The sequence below is a fragment of the Dactylosporangium sp. CA-233914 genome (assembly GCF_050942935.1).
Classification (GTDB): Bacteria; Actinomycetota; Actinomycetes; order Mycobacteriales; family Micromonosporaceae; genus Dactylosporangium.
On sequence record NZ_CP192030.1, the window covers coordinates 10,236,974 to 10,261,801 of the forward strand.

22 protein-coding genes and 1 riboswitch are annotated in these 24,828 nt (G+C 73.0%); of the genes, 3 read left to right on the top strand and 19 right to left on the bottom strand.

Annotated features, from left to right (window positions below):
- Window positions 1–90 precede the first annotated feature (90 nt).
- The 6 genes from ribH to rpe all read right to left on the bottom strand — a co-directional run bounded on the left by ribH (window position 91) and on the right by rpe (window position 5,608).
- Entirely contained in the window at window positions 91–567 is a 477-nt protein-coding gene (gene ribH, locus ACQPY0_RS45305; protein WP_432975440.1) for a 6,7-dimethyl-8-ribityllumazine synthase, read from the bottom strand.
- Window positions 567–1,811 carry a bifunctional 3,4-dihydroxy-2-butanone-4-phosphate synthase/GTP cyclohydrolase II gene (locus ACQPY0_RS45310; protein WP_432975443.1) on the bottom strand — a complete coding sequence of 415 codons (1,245 nt, stop codon included), beginning with the start codon at window positions 1,809–1,811 and terminating at the stop codon, window positions 567–569. The genes ribH and ACQPY0_RS45310 overlap by 1 nt, the downstream gene beginning before the upstream one ends.
- Window positions 1,808–2,434: a riboflavin synthase gene (locus ACQPY0_RS45315; RefSeq protein ID WP_432975446.1), complete on the bottom strand. Its 627-nt coding sequence runs from the start codon at window positions 2,432–2,434 to the stop codon at window positions 1,808–1,810. Before ACQPY0_RS45315 ends, ACQPY0_RS45310 begins: the two co-directional genes overlap by 4 nt.
- 3 nt (window positions 2,435–2,437) lie before the next feature.
- Window positions 2,438–3,607: a bifunctional diaminohydroxyphosphoribosylaminopyrimidine deaminase/5-amino-6-(5-phosphoribosylamino)uracil reductase RibD gene (ribD, locus tag ACQPY0_RS45320; RefSeq protein ID WP_432975449.1), complete on the bottom strand. Its 1,170-nt coding sequence runs from the start codon at window positions 3,605–3,607 to the stop codon at window positions 2,438–2,440.
- A 123-nt stretch (window positions 3,608–3,730) separates the two neighbouring features.
- A riboswitch (FMN riboswitch) is annotated at window positions 3,731–3,880 on the bottom strand.
- A 67-nt stretch (window positions 3,881–3,947) separates the two neighbouring features.
- On the bottom strand, window positions 3,948–4,898 hold the full coding sequence (locus ACQPY0_RS45325) for a GGDEF domain-containing response regulator (protein ID WP_432975452.1): 951 nt from the start codon (window positions 4,896–4,898) through the stop codon (window positions 3,948–3,950).
- 44 nt (window positions 4,899–4,942) lie between these two features.
- Window positions 4,943–5,608, bottom strand: coding sequence for a ribulose-phosphate 3-epimerase (gene rpe, locus ACQPY0_RS45330; protein WP_432975455.1), 666 nt, complete (start codon window positions 5,606–5,608; stop codon window positions 4,943–4,945).
- A gap of 129 nt (window positions 5,609–5,737) precedes the next feature.
- Between rpe and ACQPY0_RS45335 the strand changes: the two genes are divergently transcribed.
- The gene (locus ACQPY0_RS45335; RefSeq protein ID WP_432975458.1) at window positions 5,738–6,280 is read left to right on the top strand and encodes a hemerythrin domain-containing protein; all 543 of its coding nucleotides are present in this window, start codon (window positions 5,738–5,740) and stop codon (window positions 6,278–6,280) included.
- Here ACQPY0_RS45335 and ACQPY0_RS45340 read toward each other — a convergent pair.
- Genes ACQPY0_RS45340 through def form a run of 3 tightly spaced genes read right to left on the bottom strand, consistent with a single transcriptional unit; the run spans window position 6,277 to window position 9,208 of the window.
- Complete coding sequence (locus tag ACQPY0_RS45340; RefSeq protein WP_432995627.1) at window positions 6,277–7,764, bottom strand: RsmB/NOP family class I SAM-dependent RNA methyltransferase; 1,488 nt, start codon at window positions 7,762–7,764, stop codon at window positions 6,277–6,279. The genes ACQPY0_RS45335 and ACQPY0_RS45340 overlap by 4 nt on opposite strands.
- Complete coding sequence (fmt, locus tag ACQPY0_RS45345; protein WP_432975461.1) at window positions 7,719–8,663, bottom strand: methionyl-tRNA formyltransferase; 945 nt, start codon at window positions 8,661–8,663, stop codon at window positions 7,719–7,721. The genes ACQPY0_RS45340 and fmt overlap by 46 nt, the downstream gene beginning before the upstream one ends.
- A complete protein-coding gene (gene def, locus ACQPY0_RS45350) occupies window positions 8,660–9,208 on the bottom strand; it encodes a peptide deformylase (protein WP_432975464.1) in 549 nt (182 codons plus the stop codon). Before def ends, fmt begins: the two co-directional genes overlap by 4 nt.
- Window positions 9,209–9,270: 62 nt before the next feature.
- Here def and ACQPY0_RS45355 point away from each other — a divergent pair, with 62 nt between their 5' ends.
- Both ACQPY0_RS45355 and ACQPY0_RS45360 read left to right on the top strand, forming a co-directional pair.
- Window positions 9,271–10,998: an ABC transporter ATP-binding protein gene (locus ACQPY0_RS45355; RefSeq protein WP_432975467.1), complete on the top strand. Its 1,728-nt coding sequence runs from the start codon at window positions 9,271–9,273 to the stop codon at window positions 10,996–10,998.
- Window positions 10,995–11,570, top strand: coding sequence for an AAA family ATPase (locus tag ACQPY0_RS45360; RefSeq protein WP_432975470.1), 576 nt, complete (start codon window positions 10,995–10,997; stop codon window positions 11,568–11,570). The genes ACQPY0_RS45355 and ACQPY0_RS45360 overlap by 4 nt, the downstream gene beginning before the upstream one ends.
- Before the next feature lie 158 nt (window positions 11,571–11,728).
- Here ACQPY0_RS45360 and ACQPY0_RS45365 read toward each other — a convergent pair whose 3' ends face one another.
- The 10 genes from ACQPY0_RS45365 to ACQPY0_RS45410 form a co-directional block, all read right to left on the bottom strand.
- Window positions 11,729–13,651 (bottom strand): primosomal protein N', encoded by a 1,923-nt coding sequence (locus ACQPY0_RS45365; protein WP_432995629.1) that lies wholly within the window; start codon window positions 13,649–13,651, stop codon window positions 11,729–11,731.
- Between the two features lie 287 nt (window positions 13,652–13,938).
- Complete coding sequence (gene metK, locus ACQPY0_RS45370) at window positions 13,939–15,138, bottom strand: methionine adenosyltransferase (protein WP_432975473.1); 1,200 nt, start codon at window positions 15,136–15,138, stop codon at window positions 13,939–13,941.
- 139 nt (window positions 15,139–15,277) lie between these two features.
- On the bottom strand, window positions 15,278–16,504 hold the full coding sequence (gene coaBC / locus ACQPY0_RS45375) for a bifunctional phosphopantothenoylcysteine decarboxylase/phosphopantothenate--cysteine ligase CoaBC (RefSeq protein ID WP_432975476.1): 1,227 nt from the start codon (window positions 16,502–16,504) through the stop codon (window positions 15,278–15,280).
- 8 nt (window positions 16,505–16,512) lie between these two features.
- Window positions 16,513–16,782, bottom strand: coding sequence for a DNA-directed RNA polymerase subunit omega (rpoZ, locus tag ACQPY0_RS45380; protein ID WP_344616982.1), 270 nt, complete (start codon window positions 16,780–16,782; stop codon window positions 16,513–16,515).
- Window positions 16,783–16,922: 140 nt separating this feature from the next.
- On the bottom strand, window positions 16,923–17,243 hold the full coding sequence (mihF, locus tag ACQPY0_RS45385) for an integration host factor, actinobacterial type (RefSeq protein ID WP_190253177.1): 321 nt from the start codon (window positions 17,241–17,243) through the stop codon (window positions 16,923–16,925).
- Between the two features lie 119 nt (window positions 17,244–17,362).
- Window positions 17,363–18,169 (bottom strand): orotidine-5'-phosphate decarboxylase, encoded by an 807-nt coding sequence (gene pyrF / locus ACQPY0_RS45390; protein ID WP_432995631.1) that lies wholly within the window; start codon window positions 18,167–18,169, stop codon window positions 17,363–17,365.
- Between the two features lie 32 nt (window positions 18,170–18,201).
- On the bottom strand, window positions 18,202–19,200 hold the full coding sequence (locus ACQPY0_RS45395; protein WP_432975479.1) for a quinone-dependent dihydroorotate dehydrogenase: 999 nt from the start codon (window positions 19,198–19,200) through the stop codon (window positions 18,202–18,204).
- Window positions 19,197–22,490, bottom strand: coding sequence for a carbamoyl-phosphate synthase large subunit (gene carB, locus ACQPY0_RS45400; protein WP_432975482.1), 3,294 nt, complete (start codon window positions 22,488–22,490; stop codon window positions 19,197–19,199). The genes ACQPY0_RS45395 and carB overlap by 4 nt, the downstream gene beginning before the upstream one ends.
- Window positions 22,483–23,595, bottom strand: coding sequence for a glutamine-hydrolyzing carbamoyl-phosphate synthase small subunit (gene carA / locus ACQPY0_RS45405; RefSeq protein ID WP_432975485.1), 1,113 nt, complete (start codon window positions 23,593–23,595; stop codon window positions 22,483–22,485). Before carA ends, carB begins: the two co-directional genes overlap by 8 nt.
- The gene (locus tag ACQPY0_RS45410; protein WP_432995633.1) at window positions 23,592–24,788 is read right to left on the bottom strand and encodes a dihydroorotase; all 1,197 of its coding nucleotides are present in this window, start codon (window positions 24,786–24,788) and stop codon (window positions 23,592–23,594) included. The genes carA and ACQPY0_RS45410 overlap by 4 nt, the downstream gene beginning before the upstream one ends.
- Between the last annotated feature and the right edge of the window lie 40 nt (window positions 24,789–24,828).

Below are 24,828 nucleotides of genomic sequence, written 5' to 3' on the forward strand. Positions count from 1 at the left end.
AAGTCGGATAAATCCGGCACGGAGTGCTCGGATCTATCCGACCTGCGGCGCAGGTAGACGAACGCCATGATGCCCGCCCGACGGCTGCGGTCAGGACTTGGCGACCAGCCGGAGCGCCACTGCGGCGTCGAGGGCGGCCAGGGTCGCGCTCCAGCCCTTGTCCTCCGCCGAGTCCGGGAACCCGGCCCGCGTCCGCGCCTGCTCGTAGTTGTCCACCGTCAGTACGCCGTGCGCGACCGGCGTCGACTCGTCCAGGGCGACCCGCGTCAGGCCGTCGGTGACGGACTGGCAGACGTACTCGAAGTGGGCCGTGTCGCCCCGGATGACCACGCCCAGGGCCACCACCGCGTCGAACCGGTGGGCCAGGGCCTGCGCCAGCACCGGCAGCTCGACCGCCCCGTCGACCCGGGCGACCGTGATGTGGTCGACGTTGGATGACTCGCCGGCCTCGATCGCCCGGCTCAGCATGTGCTCGACCAGCTCGCCGTGCCACCGGGTGGCGACGATGCCCAGCGTCAACCCGGTGCCGTCCACCCGTTGCAGGACGGGTGCCCCACTCCCAGCCATTACGCAAGTCCCTCCGCGACCTCGTCGAGCTCGTCCAGCAGGTGACCCATCCGGTCCCGCTTGGTGCGCAGGTAGCGCACGTTCTCGGGGTGAGGCCGGGTCGGCAGGGGCACACGCCCCAGCACGGAAAGTCCGTGCCCTTCCAAGCCTGCCCGCTTGGCCGGGTTGTTGGTGAGCAGTCGCATTGTTTTGATGCCCAGCTCGGTCAGGATCTGCGCGCCGGTGCCGTAGTCGCGCGCGTCCGCGGGCAGGCCCAGGTCCAGGTTGGCGTCGACGGTGTCGCGGCCGAGGTCCTGCAGCTGGTACGCCTGCAGCTTGTGCATGAGCCCGATCCCCCGCCCCTCGTGCCCGCGCATGTACAGCACCACGCCCCGGCCCTCGTCGGCGACCATCTTCATGGACGCCTGCAGCTGCGGGCCGCAGTCGCAGCGTACCGAGCCGAACACGTCCCCGGTCAGGCACTCGGAGTGCACGCGGACCAGGACGTCCTCGCCGTCGCCGAGGTCGCCGTAGACGAGGGCGATGTGCTCGCCGGTGCCGTACCTCTGCGTGTAGCCGACGGCGCGGAACACCCCGTGCTCGGTCGGCAGCCGGGTCTCGGCGACGCGGTCGATCTGGGTCTCGGCGTCGCGGCGGTACGCGATGAGGTCCGCGATGCTGACCAGCGCGAGATCGTGCTCGGCGGCGAACTCGCGCAGGTCGTCCAGGCGCATCATGGTGCCGTCGTCGTTGACCATCTCGCACAGCACGCCGGCCGGGCGCAGGCCGGCCATGGTCGCGAGGTCGATGGCCGCCTCGGTGTGCCCGGCGCGGCGCAGCACCCCGCCGTCCTTGGCCCGCAGCGGCACGATGTGCCCGGGGCGGGTCAGGTCGTGCGGCTGCGTGTCGGCCGAGGCGAGCAGCCGGATCGTATTGGCCCGGTCGGCGGCGGAGATCCCGGTCGTGCCGCCGAAACGCGCGTCGACCGTCACCGTGTAGGCGGTGCCGCGCCGGTCCTCGTTGGTGCGGTACATCGGCGGAAGGTCGAGCCGGTCCGCCTCGGCCTCGGTGATCGGCACGCAGATGTAGCCGGACGTGTAGCGCACCATGAACGCGACCAGCTCGGGCGTGGCGAACTCGGCGGCGAAGATCAGGTCGCCCTCGTTCTCACGGTCCTCGTCGTCCACGACGATGACGGCGCGTCCGGCCGCGATCTCCTTGACGGCCTTCTCGATCGGGTCGAGGCCCGTGATCGGCGCGCTCATGACCGCGGCGCCTTCGCGAGCAGCTTCTCCACGTACTTCGCCATGATGTCGACCTCCAGGTTTACCCGCTCGCCGACGCCCTTGGCACCGAGCGTGGTGAGCTTGAGCGTGGTCGGGATCAGCCCGACCGAGAATCGCGCGGAGCGCGGCGGGGGGCCGACGGTGTCGTCCGTGACGGCCATGACGGTCAGCGAGATGCCGTCGACGGTGATGGAGCCCTTCTCGACCACATAGCGCCCCAGCTCCGCCGGCAGCGAGAACGTCACCGTCTCCCACTGGTCGCCGGCCTCGCGGGACAGGATCTGCCCGACCCCGTCGACGTGGCCCTGCACGATGTGCCCGCCGAGCCGGGTGGCGACGGTCGCGGCCCGCTCGAGGTTGACCGCCGAGCCCGCGCGCAGCGAGCCGAGCGCCGAGCGCTTGAGCGTCTCGCCCATCACGTCGGCGGTGAAGACGCCGTCGGCGTTGTCCACGACGGTCAGGCAGACCCCGTTGACCGAGATCGAGTCGCCGTGGGCGGCGTCGGAGGCGACGGTCGCCCCGCGGATCGACAGCCGCGCCGAGTCGCCCAGCTCGTCGATCGCGACGACCGTCCCGAGCTCTTCGATGATGCCGGTGAACACTGCTCACGCACCTTTCACAGTCGCCGTCAGGCGCACGTCGGGCCCGATCCGGGCGAGGTCGACGACGTCGAGGCCGATCGCCCCGCCGATGCTTTCGATGCCCGCGAACCCCAGCGCCGCGGGCCCGGCCCCGAGCAGCTTGGGTGCGAGATAGGCCACGACCCGGTCGACCAGCCCCGCCGCGAGGAAGGCCCCGGCGAGCGTCGGCCCGCCCTCCAGCAGCGCCACCCGCACCCCGCGCGCATAGAGTTCCCGCAGCATCGCGGGCAGGTCGGCCCGCCCGTCCGCCCCCGGGGAGACGACCCAGGTCGGAGCGGAAAGATCAAAGACCTTCAATCCGGATTCGGTACCCCCTGTGCCCACGACCGACGCCGCCGTGCCCACGACCGGCACCGCCGTGCCCACGACCGGCGCCGCTGCACCCGCGACCGGCGCCGCGGCGAGACTTCCTGCCCCCGCGACCGGCGCCGTGGCGAGGCCGGCGCCGCGGCGGCCCGCGACGACCACCCGCAGCGGCTGGCGGGGCGCCGGCTCACCCTCGGGTGAGCGGACCGTGAGCTGCGGGTCGTCGGCGAGCACGGTGCCGATGCCGGCGATGATCGCGTCGACGCCGGCGCGCAGGCGGTGCACGTCGGCGCGGGCGTCCGGGGACGTGATCCACTTGCTGGTGCCGTCGGCGGCGGCGGAGCGGCCGTCGAGCGTGGCCGCGAACTTCCAGATGACGTAAGGGGTGCCCCGGGAGACCGCGGTGAGCCAGCCCTCCATGGCGTCGTGGGCGAGCTCGTGCAGTACGGAACCCATGTCGACGACGACCCCGGCGGACCGCAACGTCTCGGCACCGCCCGCGGCCAGCGGGTTGGGGTCCGCGACCCCGACCACGACGCGGGCCACCCCCGCCGCGACCAGGGCGCGCGAGCAGGGGCCGGTCCGCCCGGTGTGGTCACAGGGCTCCAGGGTGACGTAGGCGGTGGCGCCGCGGGCCCGCTCCCCCGCCGCCGCGATGGCCCTGACCTCGGCGTGCGGCCCGCCGGCCGGCGCGGTGCGGCCCTCGCCGACGACCTCGCCGCCCGGGCTCACGATGACGCAGCCGACATTGGGGTTGGGGCTGGTCTCGCCGAGGCTCAGGCGCGCCAGTGCGATGGCGCGTCGCATGAACGCTTCGTCGTCTGCCATGGCCCTCTCCCGCGTGGTTCGTGATCACACGCGGGGGGACGCCGTCGAACCCGGCTGGTGAGGCGCCGGGGAGCGCGCAGCGACCCTTCCGGAACCGCCCGAAAACGGGCCGAACCGGATCCCGCGCGCTGAACTCCCATCCGGACTTTGACCGTCGGCCCTGGACTCACACCAGGTCCACCGGCCGATGGCTTCGACCGGGTCGCGGGCTTCCGCGTCCGATTTGGAGCGGTTACCGCCGGTTCGGAATTTCACCGAGCCCCGCCAGCGCGTGGTGGGTACGTACCTTGAGTTTTACACAGAACCGCCGGTCCTTACCGGACGTGTTGCGGGATGTACGTCACAGCTCGACGGCGCTGCGCCGGTCGACCGCCACGTAGTTGCCGTTGTGCTTCTTGGCGACCTTCTTCATCTCGGTCGCGATCGCGATGATCTCCCGCGGGTCGGTGAAGCGCCCGCTCTCGGGCGTGCCGATGGCGACCCCGATGGACAGCGTGACCAGGTTGGGCTGCTGGACCTCGCCGGCGCGAGAGACCACCTCAATGTACCCGCGCTCGGCGTCGACCGGGTCGTAGAGCGCGTCGGAGGCGGCCTGGAACGCCAGGATCGCCTTGGTGGTGAGCTCCTTGAGCTGCTCCGGCGTGCAGACGACGAGGAAGTCGTCGCCGCCGATGTGCCCGAGGAACGCCGGCGGCAGCCCGACCTCGACGACGGCCCGGTGCAGCGCCCGCGCGAGCGCGATGATGAACTCGTCGCCGCGCTGGAACCCGTACACGTCGTTGACGGGCTTGAACCGGTCGATGTCGACGTGCGACACCGCGAAGTCACTCCCGGCCCGAGCCCGGTCGGTGATCTCCCGCAGGATGCGCGTGTTGCCGGGCAGCCCGGTCAGCGGCGAGACCTCCCGGTTCTCCTGGTTGCGCCGCAGCGTGGAGCGCACCCGCGCGACCAGTTCCATGGTGTCGAACGGCTTGACCAGGTAGTCGTCGGCCCCGGCCTGCAGCCCGATCACCTTGTCGGCGGTCTGCCCGCGCGCGGTCAGCAGGATCACCGGCATCGAGGCGGTCATCGGGTCGGCCCGCAGCCGCTTGGTCAGCTCGAGCCCGTCGAGCTGCGGCATCATCCAGTCCACGACGGCGAGCGCCGGCTTGTACTGGTGGATCTGCGCCAGCGCCGTCGCCCCGTCGTTGGCGAGCAGGACGTCGAACCCCTCCAGGGTCAGGTTCACCTCGATGAACCGGGCGATGTCCACATCGTCGTCGACCACGAGAATCAGGTCGCGTTCGCCCACAGCCGTCCCGTTCCGCTCGGATGTTGCGTTGCCCCGCCGCCCGTTCAGTGAGCGGCGGCGATCCCCCGCAGCTTGCGCACGGCCGCGGCGGGGTCCTCCGCCCCGTACACGGCGGTCCCGGCCACGAACGTGTCGGCCCCCGCCTCCGCACAGGCCGCGATCGTATCTTCGGCCACACCGCCGTCGACTTCAATGCGCAGCTCAAGATGGCCACTGTCGATATGCCGTCGCGCCCGGCGCACCTTGTCCAGCAGCTCGGGCAGGAAGGCCTGCCCCCCGAAGCCGGCCTTGATGGTCATGATGAGCAGCAGGTCGAAGTGGGGCAGCAGCTCGAGGTACCCCTCGACGGCGGTGTCCCGGTCGATCGCCAGCCCGGCCCGGCTGCCCGCGGCCCGCAGGTCCTTGGCGACGGCGACGGGATCGGTGGCCGCCTCCGCGTGGATGGTGACGTTGTACGCCCCCGCCTCGGCGTAGCCGGTGGCCCACCGGGCGGGGTCGGCGATCATGAGATGGCAGTCGAACGGCAGCGTGGTCGCCTTGCGCAGGCTCTGCACCACGGGCAGCCCGATCGTGAGGTTCGGCACGAAGTGGTAGTCCATGACATCCACGTGCAGCCAGTCCGCGGCTCCTTCGACGGCCCGGGCCTCATCGGCGAGCCGAGCGAAGTCAGCGGCAAGAATCGAGGGCGCGATCACCACGTTGTCCGACACAGCGTGATGCTAGTGCTGTGACCACGAACGTTGCCCAGGTGGGGGTGTTGTTCGGGGTTATCCGCGAGTTCGTGCCCGATCGGGGCTTTGTACGGCGGTTCGGGGCGCACGGCTGCGAGAATGGTCAGCATGGATGTCGTCGAGGCGATCGTTGGCGATCACGTGCGGTTCGAGGCGCTGCTGCGGGTCCTGCGCACGCGCGACGTCGACGGCGAGGCGGTGCGGGGGCGGCGCCTGGCCGCGCGGCGCGAGCTGGCCGACCTGCTCGTGGCGCACGCCACCGCCGAGGAGTCCGAGGTCTACCCGAAGCTGCGCGAGCTGTCCGGCGGCGGCGCCCACGTCGAGCACGGGGCCGACGAGCACATCGACGGGCACCGCAAGCTGCTCGCGCTGCTCGACGTCGAGGACGTCCTCGCGCCCGAGTTCGACCGGGCCGTCGGCAAGCTGGCCAACTCGCTGGCGCACCACGTCGACGAGGAGGAGCGCACCCTGCTCAACGACGCCCGCCTGCAACTGGACGCCCCCACCCGCGAGGCGCTCGGCGTGACCTGGGTAGCCGAGCGCGACCGGCTGATGGCGGACGGCTGCGGCCGGCGGGAAGCCGTCGCCGCGCTGATCCCCGACCTGCGCCCGCCGCTGCAACGCGACCGCGAGCACTCGCCGCAGAGCTAAGCGGTCCGCCGCAGCAGGGCCACGAACATCGCGTCCGTGCCGTGGCGGTGCGGCCACAGCTGCACCGTCGGGCCGGTGCCGGTCTCGGGCAGCGACGCCGGCAGATACGGGCGGGCATCGACCAGGTCCACCTCGATCGACGAACGCCGCGCCGCCTCGGTGACCGAGACCTCCGTCTCGGCCTGGTGCGGGGAGCAGGTGACGTAGGCGACCACGCCGCCCGGGCGCACCGCGCGGAACGCCGACTGCAGCAGCTCCCGCTGCAGCCGGGTCAGCGGCGGCAGGTCCGAGGGCTGGCGGCGCCAGCGGGCCTCCGGGCGCCGGCGCAGCGCGCCCAGGCCGGTGCACGGGGCGTCGACGAGGACCCGGTCGAACGAGGCCTCGGGCAGGTCCGGGTCCTTACCCACGTCGCGGCCGTCGGCGTTGATGGTGAACACCGGCAGCCCCTGCGTCGCCTTGGCCACCAGCGCCGCCCGGTGGTGGGCGACCTCGGCCGCGGTCACGTGGGCGTCGCGGGTCGCGGCCAGCGCGCCCAGCAGGCCGGCCTTGCCGCCCGGTCCGGCGCACAGGTCCAGCCAGCGCTCGTCGGGGCCGTCCAGGTCGGCGTCGGCGAGCACGGCGGCGACGAGCTGGCTGCCCTCGTCCTGCACGTGGGCGCGCCCCTCGCGGATCGCGGGGATGGACGACGGGTCGCCGCCGCCGGACAGCACCACCGCGTACGGCGAGTAGCGCCCCACCGCCGCCCCGTGCAGGCTCGCCGCCAGGTCGGCGGGGTCGATCAGGCCCGGGCGGGCGCAGAGGTGTACGGGCGGCGGGAGGTTGTCGGCGTCGAGCGCGAGCTCCGCCTCGTCGAGCGAGCCGAGCGCGTCGGCGAACGCGTTGACGATCCAGGCCGGGTGGGCGTGGACCAGCGCGGCGCGGGCGACCGGGTCGGCGGGCGCCAGGCGCTGCAGCCAGGCCGCGCGGTCGGACTCGCCGACGCGGCGCAGGACGGCGTTGGCGAAGCCGGCGGCGCCGGGGACCAGGGACCGGACCAGGTCGACCGTGGTGGCCACGGCGGCGTGGGCGCCGACGCGCATGTGCAGCAGCTGGTACGCCCCGATGCGCAGCGCGTCGCGCACCGGCGGGTCGATGCGGTCCATCGCCCGGTCGGCGGCCGCGGCGACGATCGCGTCGAGGGTGCCGGTCTGGCGCAGGGTGCCGTACGTCAGCTCCGTCGCGAACGCCGCGTCCCGCCCCGACACCCCGTTCTCGCGCAGCAGGCCCGGCAGGACCAGGTTCGCGTACGCGTCGTCGCGGTGGACGGCGGCGACCGCCTCGTAGGCGGCCTCGCGGGCCGGGTCGATCGCCGGGCGGCCGCCGCGCGGCGGGCGGGCCAGCCGGTCGTCGCGGCCGCCGCCGGGCCGCTGCCCCGGGCCGCGGCGGGGCGCCGGGCGGATCAAGAGACGAGCTCCCCCGACTCCACCCTGGCCCCGCGGGCCCAGGCGTCGGCGGGCATCGCCTTCTTGCCGGGGGCCGTGACGGAGCCCAGGACGACCGGCACCGTGCCGGTGCCGACCAGGACCCGGTTGCGCTCGACCGTGATGACGCCGGGCGCCGGGGCGGGCGAGCCGGCGATGACGGTGGCCGCGGCGAGCGGGGTGACCGGGCCGAGCTTGAGCCGCTCGCCCCGGAACGTCGTCCACGCACCGGGCGCCGGGGTGCACGCCCGCACCCGCCGGTCGACCGCGAAGGCCGGATCACCCCAGCGCACCTGGGCGTCCTCGACGGCCAGCTTCGGGGCGATCGAAATGCCTTCCTGCGGCTGCGGTACGGCGGAAAGCGCACCGGCCCCGATGCCGTCCAGGACCCGGACGAGCAGCTCCGCCCCGGACTTCGCGAGCCGCTCGAGCAGGTCGCCGGAGGTGTCGCGCGGGCCGATCGGCTCCGTCAGCGTGCCGTAGACCGGGCCGGTGTCCAGCCCCTCCTCCAGCAGGAAGACGCTCGCCCCGGTGATCTCGTCGCCGTGCAGGACCGAGTGCTGCACGGGCGCGGCGCCCCGCCAGGCGGGCAGCAGCGAGAAGTGCAGGTTCACCCAGCCGTGGCGGGGGATGTCGAGGGCGCTGCGGGGCACGAGCGCGCCGTAGGCGACCACCGGCGCGCAGTCCGGCTCCAGGGCGGCGAGCTGCTCCTGGAACTGCGGGTCGCGCGGCTTGGCCGGGGTGAGCACGGGGATCCCGCGCTCGGTGGCCCAGGCGCTGACCGGGGACGGGACCAGCTGGCGGCCGCGGCCGGCCGGCGCGTCCGGGCGGGTGACGACCGCCACGAGCTCGTGCTCGCTGGCGGCGATGGCGTCGAGGGAGGGCAGGGCCACGGCCGGCGTGCCCGCGAAGACGACCCTCACCGGATGCCGAACAGGCCGTGAGGGCTGGTCTTGACGACCGGGGGCGTCTCGGGGTTGTACCACTCCGCGGCCCGGATCTCCTTCATCGCCTGCTTGCGCCGCTCGGCGTCGAGCCGGTCGACGAAGAGCACGCCGTCGAGGTGGTCGGTCTCGTGCTGGGTGCAGCGAGCCATGAGACCGGTGCCGACGATCTGGATCGGGTCGCCGTGCTCGTTGAAGCCCTTGGCGATGACGTTCTGCCGCCGCTTGGTGTCGACGTACACCCCCGGGATGGACAGGCAGCCCTCGGGACCGTCCTGCTCCTCCTCGTCGGGGAACTCCAGCACCGGGTTGACCAGGTGCCCGACGACGTCGTCGACGTCGAAGGAGAACACCCGCAGCCCGACGCCGATCTGCGGGGCGGCGAGGCCGGTGCCGTTCTGCTGATGCATGGTGTCCAGCAGGTCGGCCACCAGCTTGCGCAGCTCCTTGTCGAAGTCGACGACCGCGTCGGCGGGCGTGCGCAGCACCGGGTCCCCGAACAGGCGGACGGACTGGACGGTCAAGCGGCACCTCATCTGAACTACGGCTGAAATCGGGCCTGTCAAGTCTAGGCTAGCTTTGATCCGTGTCCGATTCGCCTCGCGTCTCGCTGCGGTCGCTGCTGCCCTACCTTCGTGATCATCGGGCCACCCTCGTCGTCGTCGGGGTCCTCTCACTCCTCGGTTCGGTCACCACCCTCGCTCAGCCGCTGCTCACCCGCGAGGTTCTCGACTCCCTGCAGGCCGCGCGCGCGGTGTGGGGCACGGTCGCCCTGCTCGTCGTGGTGCTCGCCGCGGTCGCGGTCCTCACCGCGGTGCGGGACTACCTGCTGCAGCGCACGGCCGAGGGGCTCGTGCTCAGCTCGCGCCGGCGGCTGACGCGGCACCTGCTGCGGCTGCCGATCGGCGAGTACGACCAGCGCCGCACCGGCGACCTGCTCTCCCGCGTCGGGGCGGACACGACGCTGCTGCGGGCCGTGGTCACCTCCGGGCTGTTCGAGACGGTCACCGGCGTGGTGATGGTGGTCGGCGCCGCCGTCGCGATGGTGCTGCTCGACCCGGTCCTGTTCCTCACCTCGGGGCTCGGCCTGGCCCTGGGCCTGTCGATCGCGGTGGTCTTCTCCCGCCGGGTCCGCCCGGCCTCCGAGGTGGCGCAGGCGCGCATCGGCGAGATGACCAGCGCCGTGGAGCGCGCGCTGTCGGCCGCCCGTACGATCCGGGCCAGCAACGCCGAGGACCGGGAGATCGCGACCGTCGAGTCCAGCGCGCGGGAGGCGTACGACGCGGGTGTGCGCATCGCCCGCCTGCAGGCCCTCGTCGGCCCGGCGAGCGTCGCGGCGATCCAGGGCGCGTTCCTGCTCCTGCTCGGCGTCGGCGGCGCGCGGGTCGCCGCGGGCACGATCTCCGTCGGCGACCTGGTGGCGTTCGTGCTCTACCTGTTCTTCCTGGTCATGCCGCTGGGGCAGGCGCTGCACGCGTACACCCAGCTGCAGACCGGCCTCGGCGCGCTGCAGCGGATGGAGGACATCCTGGCCGTGCCGCTGGAGTCCGACACCGGCACCGCGACCCCGGCGGGCGGCCCCGCGGCCGTGGTCTTCGACGATGTCACGTTCGGCTACGCCGCCGCGCCCCAGCCGGTGCTGACGGGCGTGTCGTTCACGGTGCCGTACGGCACGCGGACCGCCCTCGTCGGCCCGTCCGGCGCCGGCAAGTCGACCCTGCTGCAGCTCGTCGAGCGCTTCTACGACGTCACCGGCGGCGTGGTCCGGGTCGCCGGCGTCGACGTGCGCGACCTGCCCCGCGCGGCGCTGCGGGCCCAGCTGGGCTACGTCGAGCAGGAGGCCCCGGTGCTGGCCGGCACCCTGCGCGAGAACCTGCGCCTGACCGTTCCCGACGCCACCGAGGCCCAGATGCTGCGGGTCCTGGCCGCGGTCAACCTGACCGACATCGTCGCCCGCACCGAGCAGGGCCTGGACGCCCAGGTCGGCGAGGGTGGCGTCCTGCTCTCCGGCGGCGAACGCCAGCGCCTGGCGATCGCGCGGACCCTGCTGGCCGCGCCCCCGATCCTCCTGCTGGACGAGCCGACGTCGAACCTGGACGCCCGCAACGAGGTGGCCCTGCGCGACGCGATCGACACGGTCGCCCGCGACCGCACGATGATCGTCGTCGCCCATCGCCTCTCCACGGTCGTGGACGCCGACCAGATCGTGGTCCTGGAGGCGGGCCGGGTCGCCGCGATCGGCCGCCACGACGAGCTGCTGTCGAGCAGCCCTCTGTACCGCGAGCTGGCCACGAACCAGCTCCTGGTCGCGTGAGCGCGCCGGCCTGGGTCGTGGCCGGCCCGCCGGGCGCCGGCAAGTCCACGGTCGCGGGCCTCCTGCTCCGCCTGCTGTCGCCGACGCCGGCCCTGCTGGACAAGGACACGGTGTACGGCGACTTCGTGGCCGCCACGCTGGCCGCGGCCGGCCGGCCCCCGGGCGAGCGCGAGGGCCCCTGGTACGACGCGAACATCAAGCTCCACGAGTACGCCGGGCTGGCCGCCACCGCCCGCGAGATCCGCTCCCACGGCTGCCCGGTCCTGCTGTCCGGCCCGTTCACCGGCCAGATCTCGGACCCGTCGCGCTGGTCGGCGTTCGTGACGTCCCTGGGCGGCGACCCGGTGACACTGGTGTGGGTCCGCTCGGACGCCGCCACGCTGCGGTCCCGGATGCTGGCCCGCGGCTCCCACCGCGACGGCCAGAAACTGGCCCGCTGGCCGGAGTTCCTGGCGGCGATCCCGCCGGAGCGCCCGCCGGCCGTGCCGCACCTGGAGATCGACAACCGCGCCGGGGCGCCGCCGCTGCTCCAGTCGCTGCGGGCGGCCCTGAAGGCGGAGAAACTCGGATGAGCCGAATTCCGCACCAACTTCTCCAGCATCAAGCGTTTTGCCCGTTATGTCGGGCGCTGCCGCGCCACGACATAACGGATTTTTCACCCGGCGGGGTATAAGGGCGACCAGCGGATGGGCCAAGATCGCTCATGGTCCGGGGCGGCAACGGGTCGCGGCTACAGCAGGTCCAGGGGGTCGATCTGGATGCGCACGGGGTCGGCGGCCCGGCGCACGGACCGCGCCCCCGCCGCCGCCTTCAGCGAGAGCGCCAGCGCCTTGCCCGCGGACCGGGCGGTGCGCACCAGCATCCGCTCCTGCCCCTCCGCCGCTGGTACGGGCCCCAGCACCTCGGCCCCCTCGGGCAGCTCGGCCAGTGACAGCAGCTCAGCCACCGCCGTGGGGACCCCGGTCAGGGCCGCGATGCGCACCGCCGGCGGGAAGCCGAGCTCGCGCCGGTCGGCCAGCTCCCGCGCCGCGAGCCAGGCCGGGTCGAACCGCAGCAGCGCCTGCACGGCCACGAGCCCCCCGTCGGCGACGACCACGACCGGCGCGCCGGACCGGGCCAGGGCGGCGGCCGCGAACCACCGCCGCAGCGCCTCCTCGGTCCCCCGCAGGTCGGCGCGCGTGAGGAAGGCCCAGGTGTCCAGCAGCAGCACCGCCCCGTAGCCGCCCTCGGCGACGGGTTCGGCGCCGGGCGTGGCGACGACCAGGGCGGGCCCGCGCGGCACCGAGGCCAGCACCTCGTCGCGCCCGGAGGTGCGGACCTTGGTGTCGGGGAAGGCGCGGGCCAGCTCCTCGGCGGTCCGGCGGGCCCCGACGACGGCCGCGCGCAGGCGCCGGCCGCCACACTCGGGGCAGGCGTGCCCCGCGGCCGGGCGGCCGCACCAGCGGCAGGCCGGGACGCCGTCGGCGGCCGGCAGGGACAGCGGGCCGGAGCAGCGCACGCAGCGCGCGGGCGTGTAGCAGTCGGCGCAGGACACCGCGGGCAGGTATCCGCGGCGCGGCACCTGGATGAGCACGGGGGCGCCCCCGCTCAGGGCGTCGCGGGCGGCGCGCCACGCGATCGTGGGCAGGCGGGCCGCGACCGCCTGCGGGTCGCGGGCGCGCTCGTGCTCGCCGACGGTGATGACCCGGGGCATGGCGCGGCGCAGCTCGTCGCGGGCGGCGCCGACCTCGATCGCCCAGCGGGCCTCGACGAGCTGCTGGGCCTCCGCGGTACGCCCGAAGCCTCCGACGATCGCCGCGCAGCGCTCCTGCTCGGCGCGTGCCAGCAGCACCTGGCGGGCGTGGGGGTACGGCGCGCGCTGCTCGCTGTGCAGGTCGTCGCCGTCGTCCCAGATGGCGACCAGGCCGAGGTCGCCGACCGGGGCGAACGCCGCGGCGCGGGTGCCGATGACGATGCGGGCGGTGCCGCGGGCGGCGGCGAGGAAGCGGCGGTACCGCTCGGCCGGGCCGATCGCCGCCGACAGTGCGACGTGGTGGCCCGGGCCGCCAAGGACGTGCAGCAGGGCGGCGTCGAGGCGGTCGAGGTCGCGGGCGTCGGCGACGACGACGAGCGCGCCCCGGCCCGCGGCGAGGCTCGTCGCGGCGGCCTCGGCGAGCCGGGCCGGCCAGTCCTCGCCGGGCAGGGCGGTCCACACGGCCCGGGGCGCCCGGTCGGTGGCGAGCGCCCGCAGCAGGGCGCTGCCGGCGGTGTACCGCTCCCAGCCGGCCCCGAATCCGGCCGTCGAGGGCAGCGTGAACGGCGCGGGGGCCGGCTCGGGCGCGGCGGCCTCGGTCCTGGCGTGCCGCGGCGGGATCGCCAGGCGCAGGACGTCGGAGAGCGTGCCGGCGTAGCGGTCGGCGATCTCCCGGGCCAGGCGCGCCACCTGCGGGGTCAGCACCCGCTCGGGCGAGACCGCGCGATCCAGGAACGACAGCCGGCCCCCGTGCTCGGTCTCGGTGGTGCGCTCCAGCACGATGCCGTCGACGAGCTGGCCGCCGAAGCGGACCCGCACGCGGGTGCCGGGCCGGGCGATGTCCGCGGCGGTGTGCGGCACCAGGTAGTCGAAGGGGCGGTCGAGGTGCGGCAGGGGGCTGTCGACGCAGACGCGGGCGATCGGCGAATCGTCGGCGGCGCGTTTCGGCGGGGCGGCCGCACGGGCCGCGCGCGCCTTCCCGCCGGCATTTCCGGCAATGCGCTCCGCGGCCGCGCGCGGTTGCAACTCCGACTCCGGGAACAACGCCGATTCAATAGGTTCTGATCGATCATTTGACGCCGCGGGGGCGTCCTCCGGAGTGGAATGAATAGACTTCAACCGATCAGGTCCGGGTTTAGAAAATGACGAAGGCCGATCAATCCGGGGTTCGGGCTGATCGGCCAACGTCGGCGTGCGGGGGGCGGGCGTCAGGCGCCGGCGGCCGACTTCAGCTCGGCCGTGCGGGAGGCCTGCTCCCACGTGAAGCCGGGCAGCTCACGGCCGAAGTGCCCGTAGGCGGCCGTCTGCTGGTAGACCGGCTTGAGCAGGTCCAGGTCGCGGATGATGGCGGCCGGGCGCAGGTCGAAGACCTCGTTGATGGCCTTCTCGATGCGCTCGACCGGCACGACCTCGGTGCCGAAGGTCTCCACGAACAGCGAGACCGGGTGCGCCTTGCCGATGGCGTAGGCGACCTGCACCTCGCAGCGGTCGGCCAGGCCGGCGGCGACCACGTTCTTGGCCACCCAGCGCATCGCGTAGGCCGCGGAGCGGTCCACCTTGGACGGGTCCTTGCCGGAGAAGGCGCCGCCGCCGTGGCGCGCGTAGCCGCCGTACGTGTCGACGATGATCTTGCGGCCGGTCAGGCCAGCGTCGCCCATCGGGCCGCCGATCTCGAAGCGGCCGGTCGGGTTGACCAGCAGCCGGTAGCCCTCGGTCTGCAGGCCCAGGCCCTCGAGCTCGGGGGCGATGACGTGCTCGCGCACGTCCGGGGTGAGCAGGGAGTCCAGCGAGATGTCCGGGGCGTGCTGGCTGGACACCACGACGGTGTGCAGCCGCACCGGGCGCAGGCCGTCGTACTCGATCGTGACCTGGGTCTTGCCGTCCGGCCGCAGGTAGGGGATCGTGCCGTCCTTGCGCACCGCGGAGAGCCGGCGGGCCAGGCGGTGCGCCAGTGCGATCGGCAGCGGCATGAGCTCCGGGGTCTCGTTGCACGCGAAGCCGAACATCATGCCCTGGTCGCCGGCGCCCTGCAGGTCGAGCGCGTCACCGCCGCCGCTGCCGCCCTCGCGAACCTCGATCGCCGAGTCCACGCCCTGCGCGATGTCGGGCGACTGGGACCCGATCGACACGCTCACGCCGCAGGACGCGCCGTCGAAGCCCTTCTTGGACGAGTCGTAGCCGATGCCCAGGATCGTCTCGCGGACGATCTTCGCGATGTCGGCGTAGGCGGTCGTGGTCACCTCGCCGGCGACGTGGACCTGGCCGGTCGTGATGAGCGTCTCCACGGCCACCCGGCTGCGCGCGTCCTGGGAGAGGAGCGCGTCGAGAACGCCGTCACTGATCTGATCGGCGATCTTGTCCGGGTGACCTTCGGTAACCGACTCTGACGTGAACAGGCGGCGTGCCAATGGTGCTCCTCAGGGGGCTTCGGCGGTCGACAAGGAAGTTTGGCCAGAGTGTACGACCTGAGCGTGCTGCGGCGGTCGCGGGACTGGCGGGATTTTTGGTGCGACATTGCGCCGCGGCACTGCGGGACCGGGCGCGTGATCAGGGCAGACGATCGGCGATCCGGTCCAAAATCCTATCAGCAAGGTCGTCTTTGGACAGTTCGGGCAATGCGTCACGACTGCCGTCGGCCCCCAGGATGACCGCCTGGTTGCGCTCGGCGCCGAACGTCTTGTCCACCCCGACCTCGTTGACCACGATCAGGTCGGCCTGCTTACGCAGGAGCTTCTCGCGACCGGCGGCGACGGCCCGATCCAGGTCGGCGGTCTCGGCCGCGAACGCAACGAGGACCTGCCCCTCGGCCTTGGCCGCGCCGAGCTCGGCGGCGATGTCGGGGTTGGTGAGCAACTCCAGCACGGGCGCGACGCCGTCCACCTTCTTGATCTTGCTGGCGGCGAAGCTCGCGGGGCGGAAGTCGGCGGGCGCGGCCGCCATGACCACGGCATCGGCGCCCTTCGCGGCGGCCACGACGGCCGTGCGCAGCTGCTCGGTGGTCTCGACCCGCACCACGTCGGCGCCGGCCGGGTCGGGCAGGGCGACGTTGGCGGCGACCAGGGTGACCCGGGCGCCACGGGCGACGGCGGCACGGGCGATCGCGTATCCCTGCTTGCCCGACGAGCGGTTGCCGATGAACCGGACCGGGTCGATCGGCTCGCGGGTGCCGCCCGCGGTGACCACGACGTGCCGTCCGGCGAGGTCGGACTCGACGGTGCCGCGGCGCAGCAGGCGCGTCGCGACCGCGAAGATCTCGGCCGGCTCGGGCAGGCGGCCCTTGCCGGTGTCGGCCCCGGTGAGCCGGCCCACGGCGGGCTCCAGGACCACGGCGCCGCGCGAGCGCAGGGTGGCCACGTTGGCCCGGGTGGCGGGGTGCTCCCACATCTCCGTGTGCATCGCCGGCGCGAAGAGCACCGGGCACCGGGCCGTGAGCAGCGTGTTGGTGAGCAGGTCGTCGGCCAGGCCGTGAGCGGCCTTGGCGAGCAGGTCGGCGGTGGCCGGGGCGACGACGACCAGGTCGGCCTCGCGGCCGAGGCGGACGTGGGGCACCTCGTGGGCGCCGGTCCAGACGTCGGTGCTGACCGGCTGGCCGGACAGCGCCGCCCAGGTGGCCTCGCCGACGAAGGTGAGCGCCGCGGCGGTGGGCACGACCCGCACCCGGTGACCGGACTCGGTCAGCCGCCGCAGCAGCTCGCAGGCCTTGTAGGCGGCGATGCCACCGGCGACGCCGAGGATGACCCGAGGCGGGCGGTCCTCGGCGCGCTGGTCGGGCATCGCGTCGCTCAGGGCGTCTCTTCGATGCGCTCGGCGGTCAGCAGCCCGCTGTTGATCTCGCGCAGGGCGATGGAGAGCGGCTTCTCCTGCGGCGTGGTCTCCACGAGCGGCCCCACGTACTCGAGCAGCCCCTCACCCAGCTGGCTGTAGTAGGCATTGACCTGGCGGGCACGCTTCGCCGCGAAAATCACCAGGGCATACTTCGACGTCGTCTTCTCAAGCAGCTCGTCGATCGGCGGGTTGGTGATCCCCTGCGGGTCTGCCACGGTTCCGGCCACGGATAAAACCTCAACACTTCCCAATGGACAGCTCACGAACTGAACAACCTTACACCAAGCTGCAAGAACACCGACGCGCCCGGACCGTGAGGTCCGGGCGCGTCGGGGTCGTTATACCGGTCCGGGGGACCGCCGGGGCGTCACTTGCCGCCGGCGAACTCCCCGAGCAGGGCCTTGCGCTGCTGGTCACCCAGGCCGCGCAGGCGGCGGCTCTCGGCGATCTTCAGCTTCTCCATGATCTGCGTTGCGCGGATCTTGCCGATGCCGGGCATCGCCTGGAGAACGGCCGAGACCTTGAGCTTGCCGACGACGTCGTCGGACTCCGCACGGTCGATTACGGCGGCAAGCGTCGTCTTGCCCTGCTTGAGTTGCTCCTTCAGCTCAGCGCGAGCCTTGCGGATCTCAGCCGCCTTTTCCAAAGCGGCCGCGCGCTGTTCCGGGCTCAGTGACGGGAGCGGCACCAGGTCTCCTCAGGTCCCTTGAAAAAAGTGTTGATGGTCTAGCGCCGGGAAAACTAGCGGTCAGAAGCCATTTCGGCAACGTCGGAAGACAAGATCGACGCCTTGTGAAAATTTGATGATCACGCAGTGATCGCAATTGCGGACGCACAGGAATCACGCGCCCGGTCCGCGGCGGCCCGTAGAGCGGCCGGATCCGGGCCGGCCGAGAGGACCTCGCGGGACCACGACGGCAGGACGAGACCGAGCGCGTCGCCGAACACGGCGCGCAGGTCCTCGGCCCGCCCGCCCTGCGCGCCGAGGCCCGGCGCGAGGATCGGTCCATTGAGGCTGGTCAGCGCGTGGCCGGTCGGCCCGACGGTCGCGCCGACCACGGCGCCAATGTCACCCATCGGGCTGATACCCGCGTTGACCTGCGAAATCTCGTCGATGATGGTCTGCGCGACGGTCCGCCCGTCGGCCGCGACGGCCCGCTGGACGGCCGCGCCCTCGGGGTTGGAGGTGAGCGCCAGGACGAACGCGCCGAGCCCGTTGCCCCGGGCCTTGTCGATGATCGGGCGCAGCGATCCGAAGCCGAGGTAGGGACTGACGGTGACCGCGTCGGCGCACAGCGGCGAGGACGGATCGAGGTACGCGTCGGCGTAGGCGGCGGCCGTGGAGCCGATGTCGCCGCGCTTCACGTCGAGAATCACCAGCGTGCCGGAGCCGCTCAACTGTCGGATAACCGACTCGAGGCAAGCTATGCCCCTGGAGCCGAAACGCTCAAAAAAGGCGGACTGGGGCTTGAGCGCCGCGACCCGTCCGGCCAGGGCCTCCCCCACCGTCCGGCCGAACGCTTCCAGGCCCTTGACATCGTCGGAGAGGCCCCAGGCGGCCAGGAGGGAGGGGTGAGGGTCGATCCCCACGCACAGGGGCCCCAGCGCGTCCATGGCGGCCCGCAGGCGGGCCCCGAACGGTTCGGTCACGTCATGCTCCTCGTCGCCGCCACGGCCCCGCGCACGAGCGAGGGGCCGTGGTAGATCAGTCCGGTGTAAACCTGCACGAGGGAGGCGCCGGCCTCGAGCATCCGCTGGGCGTCCTCCGGCCGGGTGATCCCGCCGACGCCGATGACGGGCAGGCCGCTCTCCTTGGTCACGAACCGCACGACCTCCAGGGCCCGCGGCGCGAGCGGCCGCCCGCTGAGCCCGCCCGCCTCGGGGGTGCTGACGCCGGGCCGCTCCACGGTCGTGTTGGTCGCGATGAGCCCGGCCACGCCCAGCCCGAGGCAGACGTCGAGCAGGTCGCCCAGGGCGGCGTCGGTGAGGTCCGGCGCGACCTTCACCAGGATCGGCACGGGGCCGCCGAGCGCCTGGGCCTCGGCGCGCAGGGCGCCCAGCAGCGCCGACAGGTGCGCCTTGTCCTGCAGTTCGCGCAGGCCGGGGGTGTTGGGCGAGCTGACGTTGATCGCGAAGTAGGAGCCCAGGGAGTACAGCTGCCGGAAACTGTGCACGTAGTCCTCGACGGCCCCGGTCAGCGGGGTCACCTTCGACTTGCCCAGGCTGATGCCCAGGGGCACCGGCAGCGGCCCGAACGCGCGCAACCGCGCCGCCAGCGCCTCGGCGCCGGCGTTGTTGAACCCCATCCGGTTGACGATCGCCTCGTGCTGGGGCAGGCGGAACAGCCGCGGCCGGTCGTTGCCCGGCTGGGCGTGCCGGGTGACCGTGCCGACCTCGACGAAGCCGAAGCCCAGGCGGGGCCAGGCGCCCAGCGCCCGGCCGTCCTTGTCCATGCCGGCGGCGAGCCCGACCGGGTTGGGGAAGTCGACCCCGAACACGCTCCGGCGCGCCCCGGGCGGGCTGTAGGGCACCCGAGCCCGGGGCACACGCGCCAGCATCCGCAGGGTCCGCTCGTGCACCGACTCGGCGTCGCCGCCGCCGAGCCGGAACAGCACCGGGCGGACCACCCGCGTGTAGAGGCTCACCGCGCCTCCCGCAGGGCCGCATGCAGCTCCTGCAGCGGCCGGACCGACATCTCGCCGCGGATGAGGGCCTCCACACCCATCACCGCGGCCGCCGCGCCGGGCAGGGTCGTGATGCACGGGATGTCCGCGACCACCGCGGCGCTGCGGATCTCGTACCCGTCCTGCCGCCCCGACGACCCCTGCGGTGTGTTGATCACGAGGTCGACCTCGCCGCCCGCGATGAGCGAGACGGCGTTGCGCCCGCCGCCCTCCTCGAAGTGCTTGGGCACGATCTCGCACGCGACGCCGTAGCGGCGCAGCACCTCGCCGGTGCCGGCGGTCGCCACGATCGCGAAGCCGAGGTCGGCCAGGCGCTTGACCGGGAACACGATCCCGCGCTTGTCCCGGTTGGCCACGGTGACCAGGACCGTGCCCGAGGTGGGCAGCGAGCCGTACGCGGCCGCCTGCGACTTGGCGAAGGCGTGCCCGAACGACGGGTCGATGCCCATGACCTCACCGGTCGACTTCATCTCCGGGCCGAGCAGGTTGTCCACGCCCTTGCCCTCGATGGTGCGGAACCGCTTGAAGGGCAGCACCGCCTCCTTGACCGCGATCGGCGCGTGCCCGGGCAGCGAACCGCCGTCGCCCTCGGCCGGCAGCAGCCCCTCGGCGCGCAGCTCGGCGATGGTGGCGCCGAGCGCGATGCGGGCGGCCGCCTTGGCCAGCGGTACCGCGGTCGCCTTGGACACGAACGGCACCGTGCGCGAGGCACGCGGGTTGGCCTCCAGCACGTACAGCACGTCGTCCTTGAGCGCGTACTGCACGTTGAGCAGCCCCCGCACCCCGATCCCGCGCGCGATGGCGACCGTGTAGCGGCGCACCTCGGCCAGGTGCACGGCGGCGAGGGTGATCGGCGGCAGCGCGCAGGAGGAGTCGCCGGAGTGGATGCCGGCCTCCTCGATGTGCTCCATCACGCCGCCGAGGTACACCTCCCCGGTCGCGTCGCACAGCGCGTCCACGTCGATCTCGATGGCGTCGTCGAGGAAGCGGTCGACGAGCACCGGGTGCGCGGGCGAGATCTCGGTGGCCCGGCCGATGTAGTCGCGCAGGGTCGGCTCGTCGTAGACGATCTCCATGCCGCGACCGCCGAGGACGTAGGAGGGGCGCACCAGCACCGGGTAGCCGATCTCGTCGGCGATGAGCTTCGCCTCCGGGAACGTGGTCGCGGTGCCGTGCGCCGGGGAGCGCAGCCCGGCCTCGGTGAGCAGCTTGCCGAACAGGCCGCGGTCCTCGGCGAGGTCGATGGCGGCCGGCGACGTGCCGACGATCGGCACCCCGGCCGCCTCCAGGCGCTCGGCGAGGCCGAGCGGGGTCTGCCCGCCCAGCTGCACGATGACGCCGACGACGCCCGGGCCGCCCGCCGCCCGGCCGGAGCTGTCCTCGGCGTGCACGACCTCGAGGACGTCCTCGAAGGTCAGCGGCTCGAAGTACAGCCGGTCGGCGGTGTCGTAGTCCGTGGAGACGGTCTCGGGGTTGCAGTTGACCATCACGGTCTCGAAGCCCTTGGCCCGCAGTGCCATGACCGCGTGCACGCACGAGTAGTCGAACTCGATGCCCTGGCCGATGCGGTTCGGGCCGGAGCCGAGGATGATCACCTTCGGCCGGTCGGACGGGATGACCTCGGTCTCGTCCTCGTAGGTGCTGTAGTGGTACGGCGTGCCGGCGGCGAACTCCGCCGCGCACGTGTCCACGGTCTTGTACACCGGCCGCAGCCTCAGCCGGTGGCGCAGCGAGCGCACGCCGTCCTCGCCGGCGAACTCGGGCCGCAGCGCGGCGACCTGCCGGTCGGACAGCCCCGCACGCTTGGCGCGGCGCAGCAGCGGCGCGTCGAGCACCGCGGCTTCGATGATCTCCGCGCGCAGTTCGACGAGCGCGGCGAGCTGGTCGACGAACCACGGGTCGAACCCGGACGCCTCGGCGACCTCGGCAACCGTGTGCCCCTGCCGCAGGGCCAGCTCCGCGGTGTAGAGGCGGCCGTCGTGCGGGATGCGCAGATCCGACAGCAGCGATGCGTCGGGAATGGTCCAGAAGCCCGCTGCTTTGGTCTCCATCGAGCGCATGGCCTTGCCGAGCGCCTCGGCGAAGGTCCGGCCCAGCGACATCGCCTCCCCCACCGACTTCATCGTGGTGGTCAGCTCCGCGTCGGCGCCGGGGAACTTCTCGAACGCGAACCGCGGGATCTTCACCACCACGTAGTCCAGCGACGGCTCGAAGGCGGCCGGCGTCTTGAGGGTGATGTCGTTGGGGATCTCGTCGAGGGTGTAGCCGATGGCGAGCTTCGCGGCGATCTTGGCGATCGGGAAGCCGGTCGCCTTCGAGGCCAGGGCGCTGGAGCGCGACACCCGCGGGTTCATCTCGATGACGACGAGCCGGCCGGTGCCCGGGTGCACGGCGAACTGGATGTTGCAGCCGCCGGTGTCGACCCCGACCTCGCGCAGCACGGCGATGCCGAGGTCGCGCAGCCGCTGGTACTCCACGTCGGTGAGCGTCATCGCCGGCGCCACGGTCACCGAGTCGCCGGTGTGCACGCCCATCGCGTCGACGTTCTCGATCGAGCACACGACGACGACGTTGTCGTGCTTGTCGCGCATGAGCTCGAGCTCGTACTCCTTCCAGCCCAGCACGCTCTCCTCGATGAGCACCTCGTGCACCGGGGACGCGGCCAGGCCGCCGCCGGCGAGGCGCTGCAGGTCCTCGGGCGTGTGCGCCATGCCGGAGCCGAGGCCGCCCATGGTGAACGAGGGGCGAATGACGACCGGCAGGCCGAGCTCGGCGACGGTCGCGTGCACCTCCTCCATGGAGTGGCAGACCCGCGAGCGCGGGGTCTCGCCGCCGGCGCGGGCGACGATGTCCTTGAACAGCTGCCGGTCCTCGCCGCGGCGGATGGCGTCGATGTCGGCGCCGATGAGCTCCACGCCGTACTTCTCCAGGACCCCGGCCTCGTGCAGCGCGACGGCGGTGTTGAGCGCCGTCTGCCCGCCGAGCGTGGCCAGCAGCGCGTCGGGGCGCTCCTTGGCGATGACCTGCTCGACGAACTCGGGCGTGATCGGCTCGACGTAGGTCGCGTCGGCGAACTCGGGATCGGTCATGATGGTCGCCGGGTTACTGTTGACCAGGCTGACCCGCAGGCCCTCGGCCCGCAGCACGCGGCAGGCCTGGGTGCCGGAGTAGTCGAACTCGCAGGCCTGGCCGATGACGATCGGGCCGGAGCCGATGACGAGGACGTGCCGGAGGTCGGTGCGCTTAGGCATTGCTCTGCATCAGCTCCGCGAATCGATCGAACAGGTAATCCGCGTCGTGCGGCCCCGCTGCTGCCTCCGGGTGGTACTGCACGGTGAAGGCCGGCACGTCGAGGCAGCGCAGCCCCTCGACCACGTTGTCGTTGAGGCAGACGTGGCTCACCTCGACGGCGCCGAACTCGGTCTGGACCCGCCCCTGCAGGGGCGCGTCGACCGCGAAGCCGTGGTTGTGGCTGGTCACCTCGACCTTGCCGGTGCTCCGGTCGAGCACCGGCTGGTTGATGCCGCGGTGCCCGTACCCCAGCTTGTAGGTGCCGAACCCGAGCGCGCGGCCGAGGATCTGGCTGCCGAAGCAGATCCCGAACAGCGGGATCTGCTGCGACATGACGGCCTTCGCCAGGTTCACCGGGCCGTCGGCCGTGGCCGGGTCGCCCGGGCCGGGCGAGAAGAACACGGCGTCGGCGCCCAGGGCCTTGATGTCCGCGAGCGTCGCCGAGGCGGGCAGCACATGGGTGGTGACCCCGCGGGCGGCGAGCCGGCGCGGGACGTTGCGCTTGATGCCGAGGTCGATCGCCGCGACCGTGAGCCGGTGCTCGCCCTGGGCCGGTACGGTGTACTGCTGCGCCGTGCTCACCTGCGCCGACAGGTCGGCGCCGAGCATCTGCGGCTGCTGCCGGACGCGCTCCAGCAGCGCCTCGTGGTCGGTCTCGACGCTGGAGACCCCGACCCGCATAGCGCCCCGCTCGCGCAGGTGCCGGGTCAGCGCGCGGGTGTCGATGCCGCTGATCCCGACGACGTTCTCGGCCTCGAGCCGCTCCTGCAGGCTGCGCTCGGCGCGCCAGTTGGAGTAGGCGCGGGACGGGTCGCGCACCACGTAGCCGGCGACCCAGATGCGGTCGGACTCGTCGTCCTCGCCGTTGATGCCGGTGTTGCCGATCTGCGGGGCGGTCTGCACGACGACCTGGCGGTGGTAGGACGGGTCGGTGAGCGTCTCCTGGTAGCCCGTCATGCCGGTGTTGAAGACCGCCTCGCCGAACGTCTCGCCGACGCCGCCGAAGGCCTCACCCCGGAAGGTGCGTCCGTCCTCGAGGACTAGCAGGGCCTCTCTGCGCCTCACCGTGTCGCCTTTCCGTTCAGCACCGTCGGCTCGCCGCGCAGGTAGGTCGCCTCGATGCGGCCGCGCAGTTCCATTCCGGCGTAGGGGGTGTTCCGCGAGCGGCTGGCCAGCGCCGTGGGGTCGACGTTCCAGCGCACGTTCGGGTCGAGGATCGCGATGTTGGCCGGCTGCCCCACCGCCAGCGGGGTGCCGTGACCGGCAAGCCCGGCGATGCGGGCCGGCGCGGCGGACATCCACTCGGCGATGCGGTCCCACTTCGGGCCCATGGTCGCCACCACGATCGCGAGGGCGGTCTCCAGCCCGAGCATGCCGGGCCGGGCGTACGCCCACTCGCACTCCTTGTCCTCCACGCTGTGCGGGGCGTGGTCGGTGGCGACGCAGTCGATGGTGCCGTCGAGCAGCCCCTCGCGCAGGGCCAGCACGTCGGCCTCGGTGCGCAGCGGCGGGTTGACCTTGAAGACGGGGTCGTACTGCGTGGCGCGGTCCTCGGTGAGCAGCAGGTGGTGCGGGGTGACCTCGGCGGTGACCCGCCAGCCCTTGGACTTGGCCCAGCGGATCAGCTCGACGCTGCCGGCGGTGGAGACGTGGCAGATGTGCAGGCGCGCGCCGACGTGCCCGGCCAGCAGCGCGTCACGGGCGATGATCGCCTCCTCGGCCACGGCCGGCCAGCCGGTCAGGCCCAGCCGGGCGGCGACCTCGCCCTCGTTCATCTGCGCGCCGGTGGTCAGCCGCGGCTCCTCGGCGTGCTGGGCGATGACCCCGTCGAAGGCCTTGACGTACTCCAGCGCCCGCCGCATGAGCCGCGGGTCGTGCACGCAGTGCCCGTCGTCGGAGAAGACCCGGACCCGGGCCGCGGAGTCGGCCATCGCGCCGAGCTCGGCCAGCTGCTCCCCGGCCAGGCCGACCGTGACGGCGCCGATCGGCTGCACGTCGACCAGGCCGGCCTCGCGCCCGAGCCGCCACACCTGCTCGACCACGCCGGCGGTGTCGGCGACCGGCGAGGTGTTGGCCATCGCGCACACCGCCGTGTAGCCGCCCAGGGCCGCCGCGCGGGAGCCGGACTCGACGGTCTCGGCGTCCTCGCGGCCCGGCTCGCGCAGGTGGGTGTGCAGGTCGACCAGGCCCGGCAGCGCGATCTTCTCACCGGTCTTGTCCGGGTCGATCCGCACGATGATCCCGTCCTCGACCGTGATCTCGCCGAGCTGGGTGTTGGAGATGATCACAATGTTCCTC